Here is a 531-nt window from a genome sequence, read left to right on the forward strand (position 1 = left end):
ATCAGCCGGGTGGCCGACGGGCTCACCGCGGACCCCGTCGCCCTGGCCCGCCGCGCCCGCCACTCCGCCTCCCCGGTCATCCCCCTGGTCGCGGACCTCCGCGCCGCCGTCACGGCCCGCGCCCGGGAGGAGCCCGTCACACCAGCCCGGGAGGAGCTCGTCACACCAGCCCGGGAGGAGCTCGTCACACCAGCCCGGGAGGAAGTGGTCACGCCACCGGCCCTTCCCGGCGGCGATCCGGCGGCTTTCGTGCACCGCGGGGCGACGAGCCAGGACATCGTGGACAGCGCGGCCATGCTGGTCGCCTCCCGTGCGGTCGGGGCGATCGTGGCGGACCTGGACCGCGCCATGCGCTCGCTCGCCGGTCTCGCGGACCGCCACCGCGGCACGGTGATGGCCGCCCGCACGCTCGGGCAGCACGCGGTGCCCACGACGTTCGGGCTGAAGGCGGCGGGCTGGCTCGCCGGGCTCCTGCGCGCCGACGAGCGGTTGCGCGCGCTGCGGTTCCCCGCCCAGTTGGGCGGCGCGGCA

General features: G+C 77.6%; 1 protein-coding gene. It reads left to right on the forward strand.

Annotated features, from left to right (window positions below):
* Window positions 1-531: lyase family protein (locus DQW85_RS45985; RefSeq protein ID WP_275888230.1), on the forward strand; the 531-nt coding region annotated here is incomplete at its 3' end.

The organism is Nonomuraea lactucae (genome assembly GCF_003313395.1).
GTDB classification, from domain to species: Bacteria; Actinomycetota; Actinomycetes; order Streptosporangiales; family Streptosporangiaceae; genus Nonomuraea; species Nonomuraea lactucae.